The following is a 14,978-nucleotide window of genomic DNA, read 5'->3' as shown; positions in this document are numbered from 1 at the left end:
ACAGCTGTTGACCGGGGTCGCTGTGCCCGGGCCCAATGCCTACCACCCTAAGGACCGTTGAATGTTCGAACTCGACCATGACCTGGCTCAGGATATCGTTGATCGGGCCATGGCCATCCTGCCCTGCAACGTCAATGTCATGGACAGCCAGGGGTTGATCCTTGGCAGTGGCGAGCCCGAGCGCATCAATACCCGTCACGAGGGCGCGCAGCTGGTGTTGGCCAACGGCCGGATCGCCGAGCTCGACGTGGACGCGGCGAAGTGCCTCAAAGGCGTGCAACCGGGGGTAAACCTGCCGCTGATGCTCGATGGTCGGCTGATGGGGGTGCTGGGCCTTACCGGCGACCCTCAGCAGTTGCGTACCTATGGCGAACTGGTGCGGATGACCGCTGAAATGCTCCTGGCCCAGCGCCACCTGCAGGTAGAACAGCAATGGCGGCGACAACGTTGTGACGACTTGCTGGCCTTGCTGCTGGGCGGCAGCGGCGATTCGCCCCGGCTGCTGGACGAGGCCCGACAGTTGGGCCTGAAACCGCAGTTGGCGAGGGTACCCTGCCTGTTCGAACTGGCGTCGGGGCCACCTGCCGAAACCTTGTCGTCCTGGCTGATGAGCCGCTACCCGGACAGCTGGTGCGTAAGCCCCGCACGCCAGTCGTTGCTGTGGTGCCGCCCGGCGGGCCTGGTGCTGGACGAAGCGCGGCTGCTGGAGCGCCTGCAGCGTCACGGCTGGCAGGTTGAGCGCTTGGCCCTTGGTGGCGTGGCGCAAAGCCTGGAACAGTTGCGCCGAGGGTATCGCAGAGTGCGCGATCTGCTGGCCTATGGGCGAGCGGTGCTGCCAGGCGAACGCCTGCTCAGCCTCGACCGCTACCGGCTACCTGCCTTGCTGTGGCGCCATCGCAACGACGATGCGCTGGATGAGCTGCTCGAACCGCTGCAACGTATCCGCGCCAAGGATTCCAGCGGTCAGCTGATTGCCACCTTGCGTGCCTGGTGCGCCCATGATGGTCAGAGCCAGGCCTGTGCCGATGCCCTGGGCATTCACCGCAACAGCCTGCGCTATCGGCTGGAACGGATTGCCGAACTTGGCGAAGTCGACCCGCTACGGATGGAAGGCATGCTCAGCCTGTACCTGGCGTTGCAACTGCTGCCGACCGCGTAAGGCCGCGCCCGAAGGCATTTGCCCAAACAACGCATTCGCTGTCTTGTGCATTTGACCGAGGCCACCTGGCCGGGCAACTGTCAGCATGCCGCTCATCAGGACAGGAGAATCCCCATGAAGATCGTCATCGCCCCCGACTCGTTCAAGGACAGCCTCGATGCTGCCGGTGTCGCCCGCGCCATTGCCACGGGCCTGGCCGACGTGTGGCCGGATGCCGAGCTTGTCCAATGCCCCATGGCCGATGGCGGTGAAGGCACCATGGACGCCATTCTGGCTGCCAGCCAGGGCGAATGGCGGCGCCAGACCGTGCGTGGGCCGTTGGGGCAAACTGTCGAAGCCGGTTGGGGCTGGCTGGCGCAGAGCCGCACCGCAATCATCGAGATGGCCCAGGCCAGTGGCCTGCAATTGGTGCCGACCCGGCAGCGCGATGCCTGCCTCAGCAGCACCTGGGGGACTGGCGAGCTGATCGCCGCCGCATTGGCCGCAGGTGCCCGGCGTATCGTTCTGGCTATTGGCGGCAGCGCGACCAATGACGGTGGCAGCGGCATGCTGCGCGCTTTGGGTTTGCGTCTGCTGGATGCTGAGGGGCAAGCGTTGGAGGAGGGTGGCCTGGCCCTGGCAAGGCTGGCGCGCATCGATGCCAGCGACCTGGACCCTCGGCTGGCCGAAGTCCAGGTCGAAGTGGCTGCCGACGTCGACAACCCGCTGTGTGGCGCCAATGGCGCCTCGGCGATCTTCGGCCCGCAAAAAGGGGCAAGCCCGCAACAGGTACAGGCGCTGGACCAGGCGCTGGGGCATTTTGCCGATCACTGTGCGCGGTTGCTGGGTGAGGATGTACGGAACTTCCCCGGCTGTGGCGCCGCAGGCGGCATGGGGTTCGCGGCCAAGGCGTTCATGGGGGCGCAGTTCCGCCCAGGTGTGGAGGTGGTGGCAGAGCTGGCAGGCCTTGACGCGCTGGTGCAGGGCGCCGACCTGGTGGTGACCGGCGAGGGGCGCTTTGACGCCCAGACCTTGCGCGGCAAGACGCCGATGGGGGTGGCGCGGGTCGCCAAGCGCCATGGTGTACCGGTGGTGGTGCTTGCCGGTACGCTGGGGGAGGGGTATCAGCAGCTGTATGCCCACGGTATCGATGCGGCCTTTGCCTTGGTCAACGGGCCGATGAGCCTGGAGCAGGCGTGTGCCAACGCCGCTGAGTTGCTGCAGGCGCGCGCCGGTGATATCGGCAGGCTGTGGCGCTGCGCGTTGGAGGCGCGGGCTACAGGATCAACGGGTTCTGCAGGGTGTCGCTGAAGCGCTTCGGCGCGCCCTGCTCGAGCATGGTGATGAAACTGCCCAGGGCTGGCGAGGCGTTCTGGGTGTTCCAGTTCATGTACAGGCCCATGGTCGGAGTGGGCTGGCCCTTGATTGGGCGGATCGGGCGGAACTGCACACGCTCACGCAGCGTGGAATAGGCAATCGACTCGGGCACCAGGGCCACGCCAAAGCCACAGGCCACCAGGCCGATCAGGGTGTGGATCTGCGCCGCTTCCTGGACCACCTTGGGGTAGAAACCGGCCGATTCGCACAGGGCGATCAGCTGGCTGTGGTAGCCACTGCCCAGGGCTTGTGGGGTGAAGACAAAGTCCTCTTCGGCGAAGTCGCGCAGGTCGACCAGCGGCTGATGTGCCCTGGCGTGGCTGGCGGGCAGGGCCATGATGATCTGCTCGTTGAGCAACAAGCGCGACTCGATGGTGTCGGGTGGCATCGCCAGCTTGCGCATGAAACCGATGTCGGCTTCGCCGGCCAACAAGGCCTTGGCCTGGGAGGCTGAGGGCATCTCACGAATGGTCAGGCGCACATTCGGGTAGACCTCGCGGAACCTGCGCAAGGTGGTGAGCAGCGACTCGTAGTACGCGATGGAGATGGCTGTGATGGTCAGCTTGCCGCAGATGCCTTGCGACACATTGCGCGCGTATTCGATGCCTTGTTCCAGTTCCTTGAGCGTGCGATAGGCGGTGTCCAGGAAGGCCATGCCGGCGGCGGTCAGCTTGACCGCGCGCTTGTTGCGCAGGAACAGGCTGAAACCGAGTTTTTCTTCAAGGCGGTTGATCGCTTGGCTCAGGGGCGGTTGCGCCATGTGCAGGCGAATGGCGGCCTTGTGGAAGTGCAGTTCCTCAGCCACGGCAATGAACTGCCTGAGCAAACGTGTCTCGATCATTCTACGTCCCTTCATCGACTTGCAGGGGTGCCCGCAAGGCGGCCATCAGGGTGCGTGACACCCGACTGACAAAGCCTCGGTGATATCTCTGAGATATCAAAGTTGCATGCTTTTAATATTAAGTCATTGATTTTTTTATTGTTATCGTAAAAAAGGAGAATCAAAGGTGCCCTGTAATGCCCATACCAGACCCATTCAACGAAAAAGTCGCCATCATTACCGGTGCGGCCCAAGGGCTAGGCTTGGCTTACGCCATGGCATTGGCCGAGCGTGGCGCGCGGGTGGTGATCAGCGACCTGGGTACTGACCGGGCTGGCCAGGGGCAAGACCCCTCGGCGCTGGCCCAGGCGCTCGCGATCATGCAAGCCAAGGGTTACAAGGTGATCGCCCATGCCGGGCAACTGGAACACGAACGCGAATGCCAGCGGTTGATCGAGCTTGCCATCGAGCATTTTGGCGCGCTGGACATCCTCATTCACAACGCAGGCTGGGTCGATTACCAGGGGATCGAAGCGCAGGAAGAGGCGTTTCTCCAGCGGGCGCTGGGTATCAGCGTGCACGCCCCGGTGTGGCTGGCCAAGCATGCCTGGAAGCACCTCAAGCAGTCCGCCGCGCCACGCGTGGTACTGACCACCTCGGACCGTGCCATGTACCAGCGCTATTCGCAGCCCGGCCTGGTGGCGTATTCGGCCGGCAAGATGGCCCAGGTCGGCATCATGAACGCGTTGAGCATGGAAGGGCTGGAGCACGGCATTCTGGTCAATGCGATTTCGCCCGTGGCCAAGACCCGCATGTGGGGCGTGACCCAGGCACCGGAAGAGCTCAAGCCCGAGTGGGTCACCCCAGGGGTGTTGTACCTGGCCAGTTCGCTGTGCCGCGACACCGGCTACATCCTGCGCGCCAGCAACGGGCAGTTCACCGCCACCCGTTTCACCGAGAACAGCGGCGTCAGTTACCCGCGCGACCTGGCGCGGGTACAAGCGGGCAACCTCAAGGAGGTGGCCGAACGCTGGAGCCGCATCAAGGAATGCCACTATGTGCCAGCCAAGGTCGCCAACACCCAGGCCGATCTGGGCGAGAGCCCGGTCTGGGACGCGCGCAGCGGCGCACTGTACTTCGTCGACATCTCCGATGGGCGCATCAACCGGCTGAACCCGGACGGCGAAGTCGAGAGCCTCTATGAATCGGCTGCCCGCATTGGCGCCCTGGCATTGACCGACAAGGGCAACCTGATTTTCACCGAAGATGCCAGCGTTGCCATTCTTGACGTGAATGCGCGCAAGGTGCGCCAGTATTCCGTGCCGGTTCACCCGCGCGCCACCTACCGTTTCAACGATGGCGCCTGCGACCCTCAAGGGCGTTTTGTCAGCGGCCTGATGGACGAAGCCCCAAGCGGCAAGACCGGTGCCTTGTTGCGTTTCGATGCAGCGTTAAGCGACGAGGTGATCCACGATGGCATGGCACTGCCCAATGGCCTGGCCTGGTCTGAAGATGGGCACACCGTGTATTTCGTCGACTCTGTCGCCCGCTCGATCTACCGCGCCGACTACCTGGCGGAAGGCCGCTTGGCCGAAGTCGTGCTGTTTGCCGAAACCCCCGCGGAGCTGGGGCGCCCGGATGGCATTGCGCTGGATCGTGAGGGCGGGTTGTGGGTGTGCCAGTTCAATGGCAGTTGCCTGCTGCGGTTCGACCGCAATGGCCACCTGACCGACCAGGTGGTGATGCCGGTGCCACGCCCGACCAGCTGCTGCTTTGGTGGCGAGGGCATGACGACCCTGTACATCACCACCGCGCGTTTCGGCATGAACCCTGTTGAACTGCGGCATTACCCGGATGCCGGGGACCTGTATGCCATTCGCCCGGAAATCGCTGGCGTCCACCGCCACGCCTTCAAGGAATGAGGTTATGCACCTGGCTGGCCGGTAACACCGCCAGTTCGCCAAAGCGCTGCGCCGAGTCGATATAGCGCAGCGCCGACTTGGCGTCTTTCCAGCCCACATAACTCATCAACGATTTCAGCTCCCAACCGTTGGCCGTGGCCCAGGTGGCGAAACCGCGGCGCAGGGAGTGGCCGGTGTATAACGCCGCCGGTACCCCGGCGCGCTCCAGCATGCGCCTGAGCAGGCCGACCAGGCTGTTGCTGTTGAGCGGCGCGTCGCTGAGGTTGCCCCAGCGGTCGAGCTTGCGAAACACCGGGCCATGGGCGATGCCGGCCACTTCGAGCCATTGCAGGTACGCGGTGACGGGGCACAACGCCTTGAGTGCCGGCGTGCGGTGCTGCACGCCAAGCGCTTCGCGATCGCCCTTGCTGCGCGGCAGGAACAAGGTGATGCCGACACCGGCTTCAGCCTGGATATGCTCGACGCGCAGGCGTGCCAGTTCATCACCCCGAAACCCTCGCCAGAACCCCAGCAACAGCAGTGCAGTGTCGCGGCGTGCCCGGCGCAGGGCGGTCAGGTCGTGACATTCACGCGCCTGGCGGGCTTCGTCCTCGAAGCACTGCACGGCGGTTTGCAGATGCTGCAGCAACAGCGGTGCGGCCTGCTTTGGCGGTGTCGGGTGCAGGGTGCGGATGCCGCGCAGCACCTGGCGCACCAGCGGTGCCTTGGTCGGGTCGGGGAAGCCCTGGCTGACATGCCATTGGCTCAGCGCCGCAAGGCGTTGGCGCAACGTGCTCACGGCATGCTGTTCGGCGTGGTCGGCCAGGTAGCGGGCGATACGCTCGGGGGTGGCCGGCAAGAAACCGCCCCATTGGGTTTCGAAATGGTCAATGGCAGCCTGGTAGCTGCGCCGCGTGTTATCGCGGGTGGCGGCGCGGACATAGCGCTCGATGTCGGTCATGGTGCGGTAGCCGGTATTCAGTGCACACACGATAAACCGAATCGGCTTGCCTGTCCCGGCACACTTATGCGCCATGGCCTATGGCAGCGACTTTGCCGGTGTTCGCGGGTGAACCCGCGAACACCAGCTCCTCGCTGCCGTTGAAGGGTGGGTAGTCGAGCAATTGCGCCGGCGACAGCGGCCGGCTGAAGTGATACCCCTGAGCAATGTCGCAACCCGCGAGCTTCAGGCACACCACTTGTTCGCGGGTTTCCACGCCTTCGGCCACCACCTCAAGGCCCAGGCGTTTGGCCAGGATGATGGTGGAAGAGACGATCGGGCTGTCGTCATGGCTGTTGGACAGCGGCGCAATCAGCGACCGGTCGATTTTCAGCTTGCTCAACGGCAGTGAATGCAAGTGCGCAAACCCCGCATAGCCACGCCCGAAATCGTCCAGGCTGATGCCCAGGCCAGCGTCGCGCAGGCGGTGCAGGTGGCCGACCGCCGTGCCCTCGGGGTCGAGGATGGTGGTTTCGGTGATCTCCAGTTCCAACCGTTGCGGGGCAATGGCGTGCCTCTGCAGTTTGCTGAGCAGCCGGGTGCTGAAGTCTGCCTGGCGCAACTGCAGCGCCGAGACATTGACCGCCAGGCGAGCATCACGGCCCTGAACGTGCCAACGGGCCAATTCCTCACAGGCCAGACGCAGCACTTCCCAGCCGAGCTCGATGATGAAGCCGCTGCGCTCGGCCAGGTCGATGAAGCGGTCCGGGTAGAGCAGGCCGAATTCTGGGTGGTCCCAGCGCACCAGTGCCTCGTAGCCCAGCACCTGGTGGGTATCAAGGCGGATCTGCGGTTGGTAGTGCAGTACGAACTGACGCTCTGCCAGGGCTGCGCCGAAGGCCTGTTCGAGGGTGAAGGCGTGGATGTCGGTGAGGTTCAGCGAGGGGTCGAAGAAGCGGTACTGGGCGCGTCCCGCCTGCTTGGCCGAATACATCGCGGCATCGGCGCAGCGGATCAGGCTGTCGATCTCCTGGCCATCGCGTGGGCAAATGCTGACACCGACACTGGGGCTGGTGTTGACCTCCTGGCCATCCAGGGCATAGGTGGCCGAGAGCTTGTGCACCAGTTCACGTACCCAGGCGTTGATCTGCTCTTCAGTGCGCTGGCCGGCCAGCAAGACCACGAACTCGTCACCGCCAAAGCGCGACGCTTCGTCGCCTGGCTCCAGCAGGCGCTGGATACGCCCGGCCACGGCTTGCAGCAGCAGGTCGCCAATCTTGTGCCCGAGCGAATCGTTGATCGACTTGAAGCGGTCCATGTCGATGAACAGGATCGCCATCAGTCGGCGCTGGCCCCGTTGCCGGGTGAGCGCAAGCCCTGCGACTTCGACGAACTGGCGGCGGTTGTGCAGGCCGCTGAGGTGATCGGTGGCCGCGGCATGGCTGCTGCGTCGGTGTTCGTCTTCAAGCCGCCCGATCAGTTGCTGGTTGACCTGCTGCGCCTGTACCAGGGCACTGAACGCCTCCTGGCGCTTGCGCAGCAGGCGCAGGGTCCAGAGCAGGCTGGCGAGAATCATCAGGGTCATGCTCAGGTTTAGCCAGAACTGCCGGGCGTATGCCAAGGTCGATGGCGCGAGAATCTCTTCGTAGCGTTGGCTGACCACCACGCTGAAGCCGCGTTCGGCAACCCGCCGGAACAGGCTCTGGTAGGGGCCGCCGGGTGCGTACTGTGTCAGTGCCCCCGCGTCTGGCCCCGCTTGCGGCAGCTCGGGTTCCAGGGTATCGGCGGCCACCACCAGGCCACTGCTATCGATGCGCAGGCGTTCCTGGCCATCGTCTTGAAGCAGGCGCATCACGCCGGTGCTGCCCAGGTCGATGTGCTGGAACAGTACCGCCAGGTAACCGATGTCCAGTTGCACCACGAGGATGCTGTCGATTTCACGGCCCGGCAAGTCGGTCAGCGGCAACACGAAGGGCAGTCGCCAACTGGGCATGGCGCTGAATGGGCCAGGCGCCTCGACACTGGGCAGGAAGGGTTTGAAGCCGTATCGGGCAACGTGCAACTGCAACTGGCGCAGCCAGTCTTCAGGCAGTGTCGCGGCGTCATCGGCATGGCTGGCCGACACCCGCCGACCGTGCCGGTCATATAGGCTCATGCGTTTGAACAGCGGGTCTTCGGCAAGCAGCCGGGCCAGGCTGGTGTTGCCCTGGTGCAGCGCTTTCAGGTCGCCCTGGGTGACGCGCCCCACGACCTGGGCGCGGTCGACCAACTGGCGCAGGCTCTGCGCGACGATGCTGGCCAGGTTCAGGTGTTCGGCGGCCTTGGCGGACAGCGCATCCTGGCGCGCGGCGGCCTTCTGCGAGAAGTGCAGCCCCCAGAGAAAGGCCAGGGTGGCTGCACAAAGCATCAGGATCAACAGGCGCAGAAGGCCGGCGGAAGAGAGCGAACGGCGAATCACAGCGGATGGTCCCGACCCTGGGTGAAGTGGGCAAAATACGACAGTAAGATGACAGGCTAATGACTGGTGGCTAATGGCCTCTAAGGTTTTGCCGTATCCGCCAAGGGCGTCTGCAGGCGTGTGGTTTCTTCTTCCATGTAGGCCATCAACGCGCTGACTTCGGCATCGCCCAGGCGCATGTTCGGCATCGCCAGGCGGTTGTACTGCTCGTACAGCAGCATGGCCAGTGGGTCTTTTTGCGCAAGCATCTGGTCGGGTTCTTTCAGCCAGCGGCTCAACCAGTTGGCATCGCGTTGGCGGGTCACGCCAAGCAAGTCGGGGCCGATACCCCGTTGCACGCCGGGCTCGGTGTTGCCCAGGGTGTGGCAGGAGGAGCAGCGGGTGCGGAAGATCTGCTCGCCACTGCTGGGCGAGCGGATTTCAGGTGCCTGGGTGTAGTCGTTGGCCATGGCGCTGGCCTGTTTCCAGTTGTGCAGGCTGTTGCCCAGGCGGTCGGCGAGAATGTAGGGGCTTTCGAAGGGGGAGGCTTTCATCCAGCGGCCGGTGGCCTGGTTACCGATGATCAGGCTCAGGTTGTGGTCCTTGGAGCGGCCGTTTTCCAGGCCCTCTATGTACAGGCCCAGGCTTCTGCGCAATTGCTCGATGTCGTCGGGCTCGCCGGTAAGCAAGGTCCAGCCAGGGCCGATGCCGAATTTTTCGGCGTAGCGTTTGAGGGTGGCTGGGGTGTCGTTGTAGGGGTCGATGCTGATGGAGTAGAGGAAGATGTCTTTGCCTACCCGGTCGCCAAGAATCTTTTGCACCTGGCGCAGGCGGGCGGTTTCCACTGGGCAGGAGTCGGTGCAGCCGGTGAAGATGAAGTTGATGGCAACGACCTTGTCCTTGATCAGGTCGTCGAAGAAGTGGACCTTTTCGCCCTCTTGGGTGAGCAGGGGGATATTGGGAAAGTAATCGGCGCCCCAGGGCGTGGCCGTTTCGGTGGTTGGGGCTTGCTGGGGTTGCACTGGCCAGAACGGGATACTGGCAGCGAACAGCGACAGCACGAGCAGAACACGCCATGAGCCGGTCATGATGCACGCCTCTGTAACAGATCCGATGAAAAACCTGTGCAGGGGCGGCCCAAGGCTGCGCCTGCACAGGTTACCCGCTACTGGTAACTGATCGGTACCGTCACGCTTTGCCCCAGCTTCGACTTCACGGTCGCCGTTGCGGGCGTTGCCGGACCGTAGCCGGTGGTGGTGACCGATATCCGCCAACGGGCACCGGTGGTCGCCGCAGTCAGCGTCGCAGCACCCAGGTTCAGCAGGCCGTTGGTGGTGGCCACCGACACGTTGATGCTGTTGCCGGTGGCGATCGAGGTCGTACCGGACAGGTCCCAGGTGAATCGGTTACCGCTGCGTATTTGCACCGTGGCACTGCTGACCTGGATGTCGTCGATCAGTGCCGCCGGGCTCACCGCGACGCTGACCGTGGCCGGAGCCACCGACTCGGCACCCTTGGCGTCACGCGCCGAGTAGTTGAAGCTGGCCGTGAACGGCGTGGCCACGGTGGCGGGTGGGGTGTAGGTCACGGTGGTGCCATCGGTGCTGGTGGTGCCTTGCCCAGAGTCCGGCTGGCTCAGGCCAATGACGGTCAAGGGCACGTTGCGCTCGGGGTCGGTGTCGTTGGCCAGCACATTGAGCGTGATCGCCTTGCCGGCGGTGGTCGCAGCGCTGTCGTTGACGGCAACCGGCGGCTTGTTGGCATCGTCTTCATCGTCGTGGTCGGCGGTGCGGAAGGTCGGCAGGCCCACGGAGGCTACGTATTCCACACCGTCCCAGCCCGGTAGCGGCGTTGGCATCACCTGGAACTGGCCAGGGTGTTCCAGGTCCCAGCGCAGCAGCATCGAGGTGTCTTCATGCTGGGTGTTGTGGCAGTGTTCCATGTAGGTCCCGGCAAATTCGCGGAATCGTATAGCGATATCCAGCTCTTCCGACGAGTCGGTGTCCGGCCCGATGCGATAGACGTCCTTGCGCGCCCATTTTTCCCATTCTGGCGGTGCCTTGCCGTCACGGCTGAGCACGATGCCTTCTTCGAAGTGCACGTGCACTGGGTGGCTCCAGCCATTACCGCCGTTCTTGATTTTCCACACTTCCAGGGTGCCATCGCCGCTGAAGCCGCCTGCTGTGGCCTCGTTCGCCAGTTGCGGCGCCGCGCTGATACGCCGTGGGTCCATGCTGTAGCCGAAGCCGCCATCGGTCTTGATGGTCCAAGGGGTGGTGTCGGTACCGTCGGAGCGGCCAAAGATGAACTCGCGGTGGCGGGCAGCCTTGAGCTTGGCCTGGTCGGCCACGGCGTTACGGTCGAGGGTCAGCGGGATCATTTTCAGGCCTGCGGCTTTGCCGGGCTTGGCCGGCTCATAGGCGACTGGGTCCATGCTCAGGTCCTGGCCGCTGTAGGGCTGCACCAGCAGTTGCATGAACTTGCCCACCACCGGGTCGCCTTTATCCCATTGCGGGCCCTTGCTGGTCTGCTTGATGACTGCCTTGTATTTCTCCGACAGCACATCCGCCAGCGCAATGGCCTGGTTCGGGCCCTTGCCGCTCTGGTGCTCCATCAGGTTGACGAAGTACAGCTTGTCACCCGCTTTGATGCCGTTCTTGGCGAAGTTGATGATGATGTCGTAACGCTCGGCGATGCCTTGCAGCGGCATGATGCCGTTGTTGTCCTTGAGGTCGCCGTCGCCGTTGAGGTCCAGGGTGCCGTCGAACGGCACGGCATGCTCCATGATGTTGCCGTCGTTGGCGATCATGTGGAACGGCACGCGGGCGTAAGACAGGTTGGAGCCGGTGGGGCCTTTGAACTCGCCGCTGGTGCCGGCGATTTCACGTACCACGGCGAATTTGAAGTAACGCGACACCGAACCGTTGAGGATCCGGAAGCGATAGCTGCGCGCGCGTACCTTGAGTTTTGGCTGGTACTGCCAGTTGACCAGGATCTGGTCGCCGAGGAAGCCGTCGGTGTTGAACGGGTTGAACCACAACTGGCCGTTGGCATCCCAGGCCTTGTCGGCGATCACCAGGTTGACGTCATAGTCGCGGTTGCCCCACGGCATGCCCGAGCCGCTGGGAAAGCGCAGGTTGACGCCATCCTGCAGGGCTTCGTTGCCACGGTCCAGGGCGCTGTAGTAGTTCATCATCACGGCGTTGCCTTTGTAGACGTTCTGCGCCGTGAAATCCAGCATGTGGTCGTGGAACCAGTGGGTGCTCATGGTTTCGCGCCAGTCGCCGCGGATCTTGATGCTGCCGTTATCGCAGGTCTTGAGGCCTGGCGTCGCATCATTGACGAACAGGGTTTCGCCCGGTGAGCAGGGGAAGGCTGCACGTGGGTCCTGGGCACGGGTGTTGATGGTGTCGTAGCCGGCCAACTGCACCGGCCAGCGGTAGTCGTAATACTGGCCGGGGAAGAAGTAGGCGTTGGCGAAACCATCGCTTTCAGCCGGGGAGTGGCCGTTGTGCTCGTGGGTCGAGAGGGTGTGAAGGCCAAAGCCACCGTTGGCCGAAGGGTCGATCGGCAGCGCATTGTAGTGACGCATGAGGATCGGCTGGCCATAGCGCACCATCAGCAGCTTGACCGGGAAGGTGCCATCGAACGTCCACAACGATTTGTGGTTTTGCAGGGGCATGTTCGGGTGGAAGCGGGTGTCGATGCCCTTGGTGGTACCCAGAGTCGTGGGGATGTCCGAGGTCTGGTAGTACAGCCCGCCCGGCGCGAACTCGCCGACCGCATAGTTGTGCAATTGCTTACGGTCACGCAGCCCGAGGTTGATGCGTGCACCGGCTTGGGCGGTCTTGAACGCAGCCTGGGGGTAGAACTCGTTCCAGCGCTGGTGGGACCAGCCCTTTCCTGGTGGCCGGCCTTCAGCGGGCGAGCCGACCGGTTGGCGGTTGAGGAACATCTCGATCTGCGCCTTCCAGGGGTTGCGGTCGAGCACGTTGGAGTACTGGGTCGGGAACGGGTACAGGCCCGGTTGTTTGAGGAAAGCTTCCAGGGCCGTGCCACTGGGGCCGCTGCGCGCGACCACGTTGGGGTCTTGCGCGGGTGCCGCGCCGAGGGTGGGTGGCGGGAAGGTCAGGCTCGGTGCAGGAATGCTCGGGTCGAGTTTCTCCGGGCCAAATTCCTCGAACAGTAGCAGTTGCTGGGTGAACGGTTGCGCGCCAAACAGCGGGCTGGGCTTGCCGTTGGTGGGGTACTTTTCAGACGTTTGCAGGGCCGGCGGCAGTACGTTGTCCTTGCGCACGGTCGAACGGTCGCCGTAAGCACCATCGGTGAGCTCCAGAGAGCCTTCGTTGGCTTCCGGCAAGGTATACAGGTTGAGCAACGCGGGGGTCGGGTCGGCCGGCTGATCGGTGTAGGCCGAAGGATCGGTCGGCGGGGGCTGGCTGACGTCATCGAGGGAGGAGGCCATGGCCGGGATCAGCCCAAGGCTGAGCATCAGCACGGTGACGGAGGACAGCTTGAATGCGTGCCTGGTGGGGTGGATCACGGCAGGTGTTTTCATTGCCTTATGCCTCGCTCGCGGCTGTATGGCTTGGGGCCATCAATGGCGTTTTGCCTGGTTTAAGGGCCTGAGCAACGGCTATGCCAACTGGTGTTTCAGTAATGCTTTGTTAAACAAATCCTTGCACGGCCTGGGGCCAGGGCGCCAAGGAAGTGTCAAAAAACGGGGGCAGGCACCCACAACCGGGTAATGGGTGCCCCATTGTTTGGGTAGTGACAGTACCTTCGCACCTGCTGTATACCTGTGCGCCACCAAGGGGAGCCCGGCATCGGGCTGAGAAACCGCTGAACGCAGCAGCGCGGTGACCCTTCGAACCTGATCCGGATCATGCCGGCGAAGGGATGGGACTTGCGACCTGCCTTTTTGCCGGCCTCACTGCGAGGCCAGTCCATGCCAGTTTCAACGGTCTCGCTGTCACCCCCTGCAGAGGACAGCATCATGACCGAACGCTTCACGCAAACCCTGCGCCGTCAGAGCGAGCCGACCTGGTCGGCGGCCGTTGGGCACCGCTTTGTTACCCAATTGTGCGACGGCAGCCTGCCGGACCCGATCATGGTCCGCTACCTGGTGCAGGACCACCGTTTTCTTGACAGTTTCCTGACCCTGCTTGGCGCTGCGATCGCGACCGCTGACACCTTCGAGGCACGCCTGCGCTTCGGCCAGTTCGCCGGGATGATCTCCAGTGATGAAAACACCTATTTCCTGCGCGCCTTCGAGGCGCTGGACGTAAGCCCGGCGCAGCGCGTCGAAGCCGAGGACACCGCACCCACCGCAGGTTTCAAGGCCATCATGCGCGAAGCGGCGGCCACCCGCTCCTATGCCGCCGCGCTGGCGGTGCTGAATGTCGCCGAGGGCTTGTACCTGGACTGGGCGATCAAGGCGCCCAAGCCCTTGCCCGAGCACTTCGTTCACGCCGAATGGATCACCCTGCACGACAACCCGGCGTTCCAGGCATTCGTCGCCTTCCTGCACGCTGAACTGGACCGCGTGGGGCCGCAGGAAGCCGAGCTGAGCACCGACTTCTACCTGCGTACCGTAGCCCTTGAGCTGGCCTTCTTCGATGCCGTTTATGAGGGGGAGGTGTGAGCATGGATGTTTTCGATCGCCTCAAGACGGCCACCAGCGGCCAGTGGCAGCGTTATGTCGAGCATGACTTCGTGCGCCAGATGGGCGAAGGCACGCTGAGCGAGGCTGCGTTCAGGACTTACCTGGTGCAGGACTACCTGTTCTTGATCCAGTTCGCCCGCGCCTGGGCGCTGGCCGCCTACAAGAGCCGCCTGCCGGCCGACATCCGTGCAGCCCAGGCGGGCCTTGCGGCGATCCTTGACGAAACCGAACTGCACCTGCGCCTGTGCGCGCGCTGGGGGCTGACCCAGGCCGATATTCAGTCCGCACCCGAGCACCAGGCCACGGTGGCGTATACCCGTTATGTACTCGACTGTGGCGCTGCAGGCGATCTGCTCGAACTGCACGTGGCGTTGGCCCCTTGCGTGATCGGCTATGCAGAAATCGGGCGGACGTTGGCTGAGCGTATTGGCGACCTGAGCGATCACCCTTACCGTGAGTGGATCGGCGAGTACGCCGGTGAGGGGTATCAGCGTGTGGCGGCCAATGCGCGCGCGCACCTGGATGAACTGGCGGCGCGCAGCATGACCGAGCAGCGTTTCGTGGCGTTGGCGGGGACCTTTGGCCAGGCGTCGAGCCTTGAAGCCGACTTTTGGCAGATGGGCCTCGATGGCGCTGCCTAACCGGTAGGGCGTTGACCTGCGCAACCTGTTACCGCTTGCCGACGAGAGGTTGCGCAGTT

Annotated in this window: 10 protein-coding genes, 1 pseudogene and 1 riboswitch; of the genes and pseudogenes, 6 read left to right on the top strand and 5 right to left on the bottom strand. The window is 63.8% G+C overall.

Annotated features, from left to right (window positions below; all coding sequences use genetic code 11):
- Positions 1 to 61: 61 nt before the first annotated feature.
- Entirely contained in the window at positions 62 to 1,159 is a 1,098-nt protein-coding gene (locus OGV19_RS11080; protein ID WP_264313395.1) for a sugar diacid recognition domain-containing protein, read from the top strand.
- 114 nt (positions 1,160 to 1,273) lie between these two features.
- On the top strand, positions 1,274 to 2,449 hold the full coding sequence (locus OGV19_RS11075) for a glycerate kinase (RefSeq protein WP_264313394.1): 1,176 nt from the start codon (positions 1,274 to 1,276) through the stop codon (positions 2,447 to 2,449).
- Here the strand turns inward: OGV19_RS11075 and OGV19_RS11070 are convergent.
- Positions 2,415 to 3,356 carry a LysR family transcriptional regulator gene (locus tag OGV19_RS11070; protein ID WP_264313393.1) on the bottom strand — a complete coding sequence of 314 codons (942 nt, stop codon included), beginning with the start codon at positions 3,354 to 3,356 and terminating at the stop codon, positions 2,415 to 2,417. The two genes, OGV19_RS11075 and OGV19_RS11070, sit on opposite strands and share 35 nt — an antisense overlap.
- A gap of 176 nt (positions 3,357 to 3,532) precedes the next feature.
- On the opposite strand from OGV19_RS11070, the pseudogene OGV19_RS27665 reads away from it, so the two are divergent.
- Positions 3,533 to 4,180: pseudogene (locus OGV19_RS27665) on the top strand (SDR family NAD(P)-dependent oxidoreductase); the annotation flags it as partial.
- On the top strand, positions 4,157 to 5,257 hold the full coding sequence (locus OGV19_RS27660; protein ID WP_319026082.1) for an SMP-30/gluconolactonase/LRE family protein: 1,101 nt from the start codon (positions 4,157 to 4,159) through the stop codon (positions 5,255 to 5,257). The pseudogene OGV19_RS27665 and the gene OGV19_RS27660, both read left to right, overlap by 24 nt.
- On the opposite strand, the gene OGV19_RS11060 is transcribed toward OGV19_RS27660, so the two are convergent.
- The 4 genes from OGV19_RS11060 to OGV19_RS11045 form a co-directional block, all read right to left on the bottom strand.
- On the bottom strand, positions 5,247 to 6,227 hold the full coding sequence (locus tag OGV19_RS11060) for a site-specific integrase (RefSeq protein ID WP_264313391.1): 981 nt from the start codon (positions 6,225 to 6,227) through the stop codon (positions 5,247 to 5,249). The genes OGV19_RS27660 and OGV19_RS11060 overlap by 11 nt on opposite strands.
- A 34-nt stretch (positions 6,228 to 6,261) precedes the next feature.
- On the bottom strand, positions 6,262 to 8,634 hold the full coding sequence (locus tag OGV19_RS11055) for a putative bifunctional diguanylate cyclase/phosphodiesterase (RefSeq protein WP_264313390.1): 2,373 nt from the start codon (positions 8,632 to 8,634) through the stop codon (positions 6,262 to 6,264).
- Positions 8,635 to 8,714: 80 nt separating this feature from the next.
- Entirely contained in the window at positions 8,715 to 9,701 is a 987-nt protein-coding gene (locus OGV19_RS11050) for an SCO family protein (RefSeq protein WP_264313389.1), read from the bottom strand.
- Between the two features lie 77 nt (positions 9,702 to 9,778).
- On the bottom strand, positions 9,779 to 13,171 hold the full coding sequence (locus OGV19_RS11045; RefSeq protein ID WP_264313388.1) for an Ig-like domain-containing protein: 3,393 nt from the start codon (positions 13,169 to 13,171) through the stop codon (positions 9,779 to 9,781).
- A 244-nt stretch (positions 13,172 to 13,415) separates the two neighbouring features.
- Positions 13,416 to 13,530, top strand: a riboswitch (TPP riboswitch).
- 79 nt (positions 13,531 to 13,609) lie between these two features.
- Between OGV19_RS11045 and OGV19_RS11040 the strand changes: the two genes are divergently transcribed.
- Together OGV19_RS11040 and OGV19_RS11035 are read left to right on the top strand one after the other, a co-directional pair.
- The gene (locus OGV19_RS11040) at positions 13,610 to 14,257 is read left to right on the top strand and encodes a TenA family protein (protein ID WP_264313387.1); all 648 of its coding nucleotides are present in this window, start codon (positions 13,610 to 13,612) and stop codon (positions 14,255 to 14,257) included.
- A gap of 2 nt (positions 14,258 to 14,259) precedes the next feature.
- Positions 14,260 to 14,919: a TenA family protein gene (locus tag OGV19_RS11035; RefSeq protein WP_264313386.1), complete on the top strand. Its 660-nt coding sequence runs from the start codon at positions 14,260 to 14,262 to the stop codon at positions 14,917 to 14,919.
- Positions 14,920 to 14,978 lie beyond the last annotated feature (59 nt).

The sequence above is a fragment of the Pseudomonas putida genome (genome assembly GCF_025905425.1).
Classification (GTDB): domain Bacteria; phylum Pseudomonadota; class Gammaproteobacteria; order Pseudomonadales; family Pseudomonadaceae; genus Aquipseudomonas; species Aquipseudomonas putida_AF.
Note: the sequence above shows the minus strand (reverse complement) of the source record. Positions and strands in the feature narration are given on the sequence as shown.

What these genes read in the sequence shown, in the direction of transcription:
- OGV19_RS11075 (WP_264313394.1), top strand. Translation starts at nt 1,274, where the DNA reads ATGAAGATCGTCATCGCCCCCGACTCGTTCAAGGACAGCCTCGATGCT.
- OGV19_RS11040 (WP_264313387.1), top strand. Translation starts at nt 13,610, where the DNA reads ATGACCGAACGCTTCACGCAAACCCTGCGCCGTCAGAGCGAGCCGACC.
- OGV19_RS11080 (WP_264313395.1), top strand. Translation starts at nt 62, where the DNA reads ATGTTCGAACTCGACCATGACCTGGCTCAGGATATCGTTGATCGGGCC.
- OGV19_RS11070 (WP_264313393.1), bottom strand. Translation starts at nt 3,356, where the DNA reads ATGATCGAGACACGTTTGCTCAGGCAGTTCATTGCCGTGGCTGAGGAA.
- OGV19_RS11045 (WP_264313388.1), bottom strand. Translation starts at nt 13,171, where the DNA reads ATGAAAACACCTGCCGTGATCCACCCCACCAGGCACGCATTCAAGCTG.
- OGV19_RS11035 (WP_264313386.1), top strand. Translation starts at nt 14,260, where the DNA reads ATGGATGTTTTCGATCGCCTCAAGACGGCCACCAGCGGCCAGTGGCAG.
- OGV19_RS11050 (WP_264313389.1), bottom strand. Translation starts at nt 9,701, where the DNA reads ATGACCGGCTCATGGCGTGTTCTGCTCGTGCTGTCGCTGTTCGCTGCC.